Source organism: Acetobacterium sp. K1/6, from assembly GCF_034438075.1.
Classification (GTDB): domain Bacteria; phylum Bacillota; class Clostridia; order Eubacteriales; family Eubacteriaceae; genus Acetobacterium; species Acetobacterium carbinolicum.
On the sequence record NZ_JAXQGA010000036.1, the window covers coordinates 1 to 10,472 of the forward strand.

At 42.0% G+C, this 10,472-nt stretch carries 9 protein-coding genes and 1 rRNA gene; 2 read left to right on the forward strand and 8 right to left on the reverse strand.

The window, feature by feature from the left end:
* Positions 1–1,252, reverse strand: a 1,252-nt coding sequence (locus U2P91_RS17200; protein WP_322520067.1) for an MFS transporter, incomplete at its 3' end; no start/stop codon positions are given.
* A gap of 504 nt (positions 1,253–1,756) precedes the next feature.
* On the opposite strand from U2P91_RS17200, the gene U2P91_RS17205 reads away from it, so the two are divergent.
* Together U2P91_RS17205 and U2P91_RS17210 are read left to right on the forward strand one after the other, a co-directional pair.
* Complete coding sequence (locus tag U2P91_RS17205) at positions 1,757–2,713, forward strand: glycyl-radical enzyme activating protein (RefSeq protein WP_111888483.1); 957 nt, start codon at positions 1,757–1,759, stop codon at positions 2,711–2,713.
* A 69-nt stretch (positions 2,714–2,782) separates the two neighbouring features.
* Entirely contained in the window at positions 2,783–5,242 is a 2,460-nt protein-coding gene (locus U2P91_RS17210; RefSeq protein ID WP_322520068.1) for a glycyl radical protein, read from the forward strand.
* A 16-nt stretch (positions 5,243–5,258) separates the two neighbouring features.
* Here U2P91_RS17210 and U2P91_RS17215 read toward each other — a convergent pair whose 3' ends face one another.
* The 7 genes from U2P91_RS17215 to rrf all read right to left on the reverse strand — a co-directional run bounded on the left by U2P91_RS17215 (position 5,259) and on the right by rrf (position 10,310).
* Positions 5,259–5,426: a hypothetical protein gene (locus tag U2P91_RS17215; protein ID WP_322520069.1), complete on the reverse strand. Its 168-nt coding sequence runs from the start codon at positions 5,424–5,426 to the stop codon at positions 5,259–5,261.
* Positions 5,427–5,451: 25 nt separating this feature from the next.
* Positions 5,452–6,264, reverse strand: coding sequence for an ABC transporter permease (locus tag U2P91_RS17220; RefSeq protein WP_322520070.1), 813 nt, complete (start codon positions 6,262–6,264; stop codon positions 5,452–5,454).
* An 18-nt stretch (positions 6,265–6,282) separates the two neighbouring features.
* The gene (locus tag U2P91_RS17225; RefSeq protein ID WP_322520071.1) at positions 6,283–7,056 is read right to left on the reverse strand and encodes an ABC transporter permease; all 774 of its coding nucleotides are present in this window, start codon (positions 7,054–7,056) and stop codon (positions 6,283–6,285) included.
* The gene (locus tag U2P91_RS17230; protein WP_322520072.1) at positions 7,049–7,972 is read right to left on the reverse strand and encodes an ABC transporter ATP-binding protein; all 924 of its coding nucleotides are present in this window, start codon (positions 7,970–7,972) and stop codon (positions 7,049–7,051) included. The genes U2P91_RS17225 and U2P91_RS17230 overlap by 8 nt, the downstream gene beginning before the upstream one ends.
* A 122-nt stretch (positions 7,973–8,094) precedes the next feature.
* Positions 8,095–8,964 carry a sensor histidine kinase gene (locus tag U2P91_RS17235; RefSeq protein ID WP_204355401.1) on the reverse strand — a complete coding sequence of 290 codons (870 nt, stop codon included), beginning with the start codon at positions 8,962–8,964 and terminating at the stop codon, positions 8,095–8,097.
* A gap of 57 nt (positions 8,965–9,021) precedes the next feature.
* Positions 9,022–9,717 (reverse strand): response regulator transcription factor, encoded by a 696-nt coding sequence (locus tag U2P91_RS17240; RefSeq protein WP_111888489.1) that lies wholly within the window; start codon positions 9,715–9,717, stop codon positions 9,022–9,024.
* Positions 9,718–10,193: 476 nt separating this feature from the next.
* Positions 10,194–10,310: ribosomal RNA gene (gene rrf / locus U2P91_RS17245) — 5S ribosomal RNA — on the reverse strand.
* Between the last annotated feature and the right edge of the window lie 162 nt (positions 10,311–10,472).

Below are 10,472 nucleotides of genomic sequence, written 5' to 3' on the forward strand. Positions count from 1 at the left end.
GAGGCATTCCACCAACATAGCCAATTGCTGCTAACGCATAAGCTGCGATACTGCCTGAAATAACCATCGCTATTTTAATTGGAAATGCGGAAAGGGACATCACAATTCCTTTTGCAGATTTTCCTGTTTTCCATTCTGCGTAGTCGGCACAATCTGAATATACCGCCCCTGAAATTGAGAATCCAAAACCACTTGATAGCGAGGCTAGACCACTCAGTGCCAGGAAGGCCATTGGTTCTCTACCAATAAAGTATGCCAGCACAAGGAAAAACGCTTGCCCGAACAATCCAATAATATAGGTTTTTTTAGTGCCGAGTCTTTTGGCAATTTGTGGTCCAATCAGATTCCCAACAAAGCCACCGACTGTCAGGCTTAAGAAATACATTGAAACAAGCGCCATATCGCCGGCGACATACTGATAAAAATAAACAGCAAATCCCGCCAGCGACAAAGCGGCTGTAAATCTCCCTAACTCCGCCAGCATCAGAATGATCAGATGTTTATTGGTTACCACCTGGTTGATCATCTCACGACCAGTTGGCACATTCTTTTTCGGCCATCGTCCCGGAATATCGACCGGTTTTGCTGCCCGTGCACTGATCATATAACCGACCCATTGCAGCGTCGCAAAAATCAGCATGTAGAGAAAGAACCCTCTGGCATTTCTGACTTCTTCCCCACCCAGCCACATAATCAGTGGCAATGATATCAGGCTAAAAAGAATCCGACTTGCGGTATTCATCTGATTGGTTCTCGATGCCACCATGATCCTGCTTTTAGGTGTATTACCCATTGCTGGCAGGAGCGAAAACCGGGATGCATAACTAAAGTTCACAAATATATGACCGAGCATATAGAATACCGAAAAATAGATCGCCATTGCCACTTCACTCATCCCACTTGGCACTCTAAACATCATGATAAAACAAAAAGCCACCACGGCCGGAGCGATCATCATCCAGGAACGGTATTTTCCCCACGGCAGGTTCGATTTCTCGATGATCGCACCAGTTAGTGGTACCGATATTGCATCAACAATCCGGTTGATGAGTAACATTGTCCCAACAATCGCTGGTCCCAATAACGCAATATCGGTTAAGAAATACGCAAAGTAGCTAACTGCCACCTGCATCATCAGTCCAAATCCAACTTCCGCCGTACCAAAGGCCGTCGCTCTTCCAGTACTTAACGAGAATTCTGAACTTCTCACATTCTCAATACTTGCTGCGCTTCCCACATTATTAACACTCACTACACTTTCCTCCTTTTTCCCCTTAAGCTTCGACTTCTTGCTAAGCCGTTACAAATTATGAAGTTTAAAAACTTCACAAAAATTATCCAAATACGCTAATTTAATCGTTTTCACAAAACCCGGACATTTCCCTTTTCTGCAAGTTTTTTCATCTTATCTCATCACGTTTTTTTCTCACGCTTCCTTTCTTTTAATTCCAATCTAAAAACGCTTTGTAAAACTTATGCTATTTCCAAAATTAAACTTGGTTAACTTGATTATAGCGACTCACTATCCTCTCTACAATGAATAAAGAGGACATCTTTTTTACTCATTTTGTCCTATTTCAAACATTCTATTGTATGTATAAGAATAAATGATACTTCTCTAAGGACGCAAAAAAATTTTTCTGGTCCTGATATATCATTGTTTAAACGGTTTCACTGCTATAGAATTTTTAATAACAAACGTTTTTTTTGTAAAGCGTTTCGAATTTGCAATAAACTGTAAAGGGAAGAGAGTGCCATGAATCAAGAAATAATAGGTCGAATTTATGATATTCAAGGGTTTTCCATTCATGATGGCCCGGGGATTAGAACGAGCGTTTTTCTCAGCGGTTGTCCACTTTGCTGCCGCTGGTGTCATAATCCCGAATCAATTCCATTTCATTATGTGTTGTCGTATACGTCAGTGAAATGCATTGGCATCGAAGCATGCGGATTGTGTTTGTCCGTTTGTAAGCATAATGCCTTAAAAACTGATAAACCAAAGCATTCACCTTTGCACAAGAGCGAAATTTCGCTTATTGACGTTGATCGTGATAAATGCACAAATTGTTTCGACTGCGTGCATGTATGCAAGTCAAACGCCCTTGTTGCTTCAGGTCACGACATGAAACTTACCGATGTCATGGCAAGAATTTTAAAAGATCGGGCCTATTACAATAACTCCGGCGGTGGTCTAACCGTCTCCGGCGGTGAAGCCCTCGCACAAATTGATTTTACGGTAGCACTATTAAAAGCGGCCAAAAATGAAAACATCCACACCTGTTTAGATACAACTGGTTTTGCCGCGTGGGAAACCCTGAAGAGAACCCTTCCTTATGTTGATTTATATCTCTACGACTTAAAACACATGGATACAAACCAGCATAAGAAGTACACCGGGGTTTTTAATGACAAGATCCTTGAAAACGCAAAAAATCTCGTTGAAGCGGGAGGAAAAATTCAATTTCGTTTTCCTATCATTCCCGGCATCAATGATTCTGAAGAAAATCTACGCGCCACCGGTGCGTTCATCCAGGCCCTTAGTCCCTCAGTCGAGCTACTCCAAATACTTCCCTATCATCAATTGGGCCTTCTCAAATATGATAAACTGGGAACAGAAAATCAGCTTAAAGATTTAAAATCACCAAGTGATGAGCTTATGCAAAGCTACAAACAACTCTTAGAAACCTATTTTACACCTGTTCAAATACACTAAGTCTATTTAGTTACTATTATGCCTTTAATCTGGGGCTAACGTGACGATATTTTTAAGGAGGTCTTTTTAATGTTTAAATTTGCAGCAATCAGTCCCCGCATCCAGCGCTTGCGTGACAAGCGTGATGCCGCTAATAAGGGACGCACGATTCTAGATGGTGAACGGACCAAAATTTATACCGACTACTACAAGACACACGAAGCGGAGCCCAACATCTTAAAGCGCGCTCATTGTCTTTATGAGTGGTGCTTAAATAAAACCATTTTGGTCGAAGATGAAGATATTTTTGTGGGTCAGATTGGTCGCTCTTACCGGTCCCTAAACAGCTTTGTTGAGTGGGATGCCTCCTGGCTTCATCAAGCAACTCATGATGATGCCGGTTTTAAAAGCGCTTGGCAGAGTGAAGACGCCTTTGCCTATATGAGTGACTCCGATCGGGATATTTTTAAAGAGGCTTCCGAATATTGGCTGGATCGATCACTTTCAGCCCGCTATTTAGAAAGCATTCCTCCGGTTCTGCAAGGTTTTCAAGGCAATGGGTGCTCCGATTTTTTTGCCCGCAAACCCAGTTTAGGCGGTGTCCCTCAGGGGCATTACAGTCCCAACTTTCAGAAAGTCATTTCTTACGGATTTGGCGGAATTAAACGTGAAATTCGCGAAAAAATGGATCAGCTGCAAGGCCAGATCTACGGCAATGATGCCGCCAAATTTCTCTTTTATCAGGCCGCCGATATTGTCTGCGATGCGGCCCTTGTCTTTACTAAGCGATATGCTAAAGAATGCGCCCGCCAGGCCAAGAACCATGCTGATCCTGAGCGCCGAGCCGAACTGCTTAACATGGCTGATTCCCTTAACTGGATCATGGAGCATCCGGCTCGAAATACCTGGGAAGCTCTGCAATGTGTTGTTCTCTATCAGATCATGCTTGTCGCCGACGGTCAGCAACATGGCTTATCGCAAGGGCGAGTCGACCAATACGCTGGCTGGTTCGCCGAGGCTGAACTCAAATCAGGAACCCTCACAATGGCGACACTCCAAGAATATGCTGATGCTTTTTTCCTTAAATTAAACGATAATCTTATTCAGGTTCGCATGAGTACAAACGACATGTTGTCAAAAATGTATAGCGGAAAAGGCTATTCCTATAATACCGGCGGTCATCACTTCACCATCGGAGGCATTAAAAAAGATGGATCGGATGCCACAAATGCGTTAACCCGATGTCTGCTTCATACTACTGGTCGGATGTTTCTCGCTGATCCTTCCGTTGACATTCGCATCCATAAGAACACGCCTACCGATGTGTGGGAGTTAGCAATTCAATCAAGTAAGGCCTGCGGTGGGGTCCCCTCATTTGAAAATGATGAATTGATCATACCGATGCTACTCAAGCGTGGACGAACTCTGGAGGATGCGCGCGACTATTGTATTATCGGATGTGTCGAACCTTCCGGCTCTGGAAATGAATGGTCTGCCAGTGGTGGTCCTGGTTCTGAAGTATTCTTTAACCTTTTAGGACCCATTATTATGGCCATCCACAATGGCACAAATCCGCTGACGGATTTCTCAAAAGGTCTCAAAACGGGTTACCTCTATGATTACAAGACCTTTGACGAATTCAAGGACGCATTTGCTGCCCAGTTAAAGTACTTTCTCGATTGGCAGATAACCGGGGGAAATTGTTTTGAGCTGATGTACGCCGATCATTTTCCTGCCGTTGTTGCCTCTACGACCATGGATGGCTGTGTCGAAAGCGGCAGGGATGCACTTTCTGGCGGCTGCAAATATAACTCAACAGGACTAACCGGTTGCGGAATCGGCAATGTAGCGGATTCTCTAATAGCCATCAAAAAATTATGTTTTGATGATCAGACCGTTACAACCAAAGAACTTTATAGCGCCTTATGTGCCAACTGGAAAGGCTACGAATCCCTCCATCAAGCCATTGTTTTTGACATTCCCCATTACGGAAATGACATTGATGAGGTCGATGAGCTGGCGGCCTGGGTGATGGAATTAGCGAATGATCACGTTTCTGCTGCCACCAATCCCAGAGGCGGTAACTGGGCATTTGGAACCTTCACCATGACTGTCCATGTTGATTATGGTTCAAAAACTGATGCCACACCTGACGGCAGACAAAAAGGTGAGCCTCTTGCTGAAGCCATCTCCGCCAGACAGGGCTTTGATCGAAATGGGGTTACCGCCTATCTGAATACGGTCTCTAAACTGCCTCAAAGAATGCTCGGTAATGGCGACCAAATGAACCTCCGCTTCAGCCCTTCCTGTGTCGCGAATAAAGAAGGCGTTGAGAAGCTTCGTCAATTAATGAGCACTTACTTTGAAAATGGTGGCATGGAGGTACAGTTTAATGTTGTTGACACAGAGACGCTTTATCAGGCTCAGAAAAATCCGGAAGAATTTAGAAATCTAATCGTACGCATTGCCGGCTTTTCCGTCTATTTCGTCGAAATGCCTAAGGTTCTGCAGGATGATTTTATTTCCAGAACTGAGCACAACACACTTTAAAGAGGATGATCTAGCACTATCTGATCTGATCAAGCTCAATTTGGATCTGACCGGCTACGACAATGTAATCACCAGCCGTTTGAATGGCATAATTGTATGCCTCAAGAATTTCATCTTTTTCGCAGCCGGTTAGAACCCCTATTAAAAGGACGATTGCCACAAAGGCAAATAGTCGCTTTTTCATCAAAATACCACCTTTCCTGAAAAAATCATCGACCTTTTGACCTCTTTCTGATGAGAATATCGGTTTTTTTATGTTTTTTCCGCTTAAAAACTGCTTGTGGTGGATTTGTTAGTCTCACAATCGTGATTGTAAGCAAAAGCATTACCGTAATGGATAACATGGATAGAGTAAGATTTCCGTGTTCGGAAGTATTCATGAATGTTCCCGTATCAAATCTCATCACCGTCAATCCTGATAGAATCGGGTACAGACTTCGCATCGTGACATCCTTAATAAACATAGCGCTGTATCCGAACAAAAAAGACACAATAACGCCTCCCATAAAAATTCCCGGTTTCCTGCTTGTAAAAGCGATGATGGGCAGAACCGCTATATATGTAAAAGCTGATATTCCTAACATCTGTAAAAGACCCGTGCATAAAACAACAGCGCTCAGACCTGAAATACCGGACAGTACTCCGACAATCAGCGTTATTGTATAGCTGTAAAACCCAAACAGTACACTTAAGATTCCCATTGCCAGGAGTTTTCCAAATAGTAACCGCTGAAAGCTTACTGGAACCGTCAAGATATTTTTTAAAGTATTATCTGTATATTCGCGGCTGATTAGATAGCCTCCAATTAAAGTGAAAATGACAGGCATAAAAATGGTTGCACTATTCCATATGGTACTGTTAAAGAGCGCGAAAAAGTCAAAATTCTGTGTCGTCACCTCTGGGGTGGCAACTGCTTGTGTGAATACCGACAAAATTGCCGGAAGTGTCATGCCAATGAGACCAATGAGCAAAACGTGAAATCTCTTTAATTTTAAAAATTCGGTTTTTATAATGCCAAGCACAAAAGATACCCCCTTTCTCTAAATTTCTCGGCGCCGATAAATCCAGATCATCAGCCAAACGCAAACTGCTGCTTCCAACAAAAGCACACCAAAACATACCGGTGTCGCTATAAAATATTGGCTGAAACGATTGTAAAATTCTGTCTGAATTTCACCGATCGGCTCATAAAATTGGTAGAGCCACCGAAAAATAATAGGAACAGGCATCAGTGTTCCGATATTTAGCCCTAAAGGCTGCATCAGAACCACTTCGCTAAGACGCATCGCATAATTTAGCAACGAGTAAAAGAAGACGATAATTACTGATAGAATGTAACTTTTATTAAACCACACAACCAACACAATACAGGGAAGCGCAGCCGCCCACATGAGTATCCCCATCGCTGTTGTAAGCGATAATTGAAATATAAAACCATTCAACGGAATGTCTTGAAAAATAGCTATCACCGTGCTGACTGTAAACCCCATTAGTTGAAAAGCAAACGAAAAAAGTAGCAAAACTAATAACTTCACAATAACCAATTGATCTTTTGATACCGGTATGCTAAGCAGATTTTTTAGCGTATCATGATCCTGCTCGACAAAAAACAGATTAGCTGCCAGAATAATCAGCAGGGGCATTAAAAGCAAGAAGGCGTTGTCCTCTCTTACTCCTGACTGAAAACTTGCAAAATCCGAACCTGATAGTAATACAGCATTAAAAAGAGGAAAAACGAAAGCCGCCAAAATTCCTAAAAAAAATATCTTCTTTCTTTTGAATTTTTTAAATTCACTAAGAAACAGGTTATGCAATGCCCTCACCTCCGGTTATACGTTTGAAGTAATCCTCTAAAGTATCTTCACACGTGTGGGCTTCCGATACCTCCAATCCACTTTCAATAAAAGTACGGTTTAATTTCGCCACAGACAAATTATTATCATAAAGACGTAAGCTGTGATCATTTTCCACTGTAAAGTTATTTACCCTAAAATTTCTCTCCATGATTCTGGCTGCCTGCGCTGAATCAGAAACAATAAAGTGAATGTATTTGCCGTTTTTTTCTTCCAGTTCAGCAAGACTCTCCTCCTCCAGTAATACACCCTGGTCAATGATTCCAATGTCATCGACCAACAGGGCGATTTCTGAAAGAATATGGCTGGAAATTAAAATGGTTTTCCCTTTCGCATCACACAGCTCCCGAATAAACGAACGTACCTCGGCAATCCCAATTGGATCAAGCCCATTGATCGGCTCATCCAAAATCAGTAGTTCCGGGTCATGCATGATGGCAAGTGCGATTGCCAAGCGCTGCTTCATACCGAGGGAGTACTGAGAAAACAGCTTTTTATCTCTGTACGGCAACCCGACAACCTCTAATGCACTTGAAACAGCATCACGCTTAGAAACACCTCTAAGCTGAGCGAATATTTTTAAATTTTCCGTTCCTGTCAAATTGGGATAAAATCCCGGTGATTCAATTAAACTACCAATACGGGGTAGAATTTTTTTTTCATTTCCCTGAATACTTTTTCCAAAAATCTTAACTTCTCCGGAAGTAGGTCGCGTTAGATTCAGCAGCATTTTCATGGTCGTGGTTTTTCCGGCGCCATTTCGACCAAGTAGTCCATAGATGCGGCCTTTTTTAATATGGATATTCAAGTTAGCAACACTTTTTTGCTCACCATATTGTTTTGTAATATTTTTTGTTTCGATTATAAAATCACTCAAACTAAGAACCTCCTTTTCTTGTTGAAATAAGTTTACCATGCCAACGTTGCATTAACCTTGCCGCAACCTTGTATTAACCTTGCAATTTTTAAAAAAAGAATCCCTGCCGTAGCAGGGATTCTTCACTCAATTAGTGGTAAAAAGACAGTGAAAACAGTATATTGATGTGGTTCACTTTGAACAGTAATTCTGCCCTTCATTTTTTCAACCATCTGCCGAACAATGGACAGTCCCAATCCACTGCCCTTATCAGAACGACCTTTATCACATTTATATAGTCTTTCAAAGATGTGTTGCAACTCGTTTTTTTCAATTCCGATCCCGTTATCCTCGATACAGATTTCTATTTCAGTTTCCTTTTCTGCCACTTCAATTTTAATCTGCCCACCCTGACTGTGGACAATGACGTTTTGAACCAGATTATTAACAATACGGGCATATCCATCCATATCTACCCTAGTAAATAGTGGTTTTTCCGGAATTTCGATTTTATAATCCAAATAGCTTTCCTCAAAAATGGGTATCCAGTCTTTTAAAATATTTCGTGTCAGCTCCGCAATTTCGACCCGCTCTATGGCTAGAGCGAATTCGCTGGAGTTTAATTTAAACCAATCGAATAGAATATCAATATAATCTTTCAAGTCATGTGCTTTCCGTCTTGCAATCTCGAGATATTCCTCCCGCTCTTTACCAACTATAACACCCCTATGAACGGCATCCAAATAACCGATCAAAGTTGTAAGTGGTGTTCTTACATCATGAGAAAGACTGGTCATAATCTGACGATTGGTTTCGTCCGCCGCTTTGAGCTGTAAGATCTGTCTTTCATAGCGATAAACAATTTGATTTATTTTATAGGAAAGGTCAGCGGTCAACTCATCGTTTGTAGCAAGAATTTTTCGATTACCGTTTCCAGATTCAATATCAATCAAGGCATCCATCATGTCCTTAAGCTGACGCTTAACACCAATCAGTTTTGACAAACAGATCATACCGAAAATAAGTGCAAGACAAAACAATATGCCCAAAACTACCTCGCGAATCACGGTCTACACCCCTTTGTTGAAACGATAACCAATCCCCTTTACCGTTTGGATATAAAACGGTGTGCCGGATTCAGGTTCGATCTTTTTGCGGAGGCGGCTAATTATCGCCATAATGTTACTGTCATCATAAGCGTAAGATTCACCCCAAACTTCCTCATAAATCTGTTGTTTCGTTAGAATTCTTCCTTGATTTTTAGCACAGAACAGCAGAAGATCAAATTCTTTGGGGGGCAATTCAAATGTACCAGTCAGCGTGGTCACGCTCCGGCTATCTAGGTCTATGGTCAATCCTTGGTAGGTCATCGGATGAGAATGCTCTCCCTTCAGATTGAAACGTGTATATCGGCGTATCAAAGAAACCACCCGGGCAATCAGTTCATCCATATCAAATGGCTTTGTCAAATAGTCATCTGCACCGGAACGAAGCCCGCGGACTTTTGATATACTATCATTTTTAGACGTCAACATAAGAATGGGAATACTGCTTTGTTGGCGTATTTTCTCCATTGTCTGAAAGCCGTCCATTCCCGGCATCATCACATCTAAAAGGATCAGCTGGTAGTCATTCTTTTCGAGCATGATCAGCCCATCTACGCCTGACGAGCCGCAATCTGCATCTATATTTTCAGCCGCCACACTCTGCTTTATCAAAGCGCATAATTCCTTATCATCATCTATAATTAAAATTCTATTTGTCATACTTCCTCCTTATCGTATATTGTTATCTATAACATCATAACATATCTACAATATAAAAGCAGAGTCAAACCTTACTACCATCTAATGAAGCCGTGCAACTCCGTCGCAGCTCTCGCTACGCCTCCGTTTGGGGCTTCGCCCCATAAAAAAATAGCGATGAATATTGATTTTCAAGTAAACTTGAATCAATGCTTCACTTTACTGCCGTTTTACTCGCTCATGCGGCACTTCGGCGTAGCTAGCGCTAAGCCTACGTCGCGTCAGTCGCCAGATGGCTCCTTCCTAAAAAATATAAAAAGAGCGGTGATTAAACCTTACTGCCGTCTAATGATTCCGTGCAACTCCGTCTCCGCTGCGCTACGCCTCCGTTTGGGGCTTCGCCCCATAAAAAAATACAGATATAAATATTGATTTTCAAGCTCACTTGAATCAATATTCATATCTGTATTTTTTTGCACGGCTTCATTTAAATAAAAGTCCCGCAATGTCCTATCCTCCCAGGCAGTTGCCCACCAAGTACTTTCGGCGCTGGAAGACTTTACTTCTGTGTTCGGTATGGGAACAGGTGTGGCCCTTCCGCCATCATTACGGAACTAGTTATACTAGTTTAAACTATTTAATTATAATTGCATTTATATGAATTGTTTTTCGGTGATCATCGATCACTCGAAACAGCACAGTGTATAAAATCTTGGATCAAGACCTCGGTCGATTAGTACTGGTCAGCTCCATATGTTGCCATACTTCCACATCCA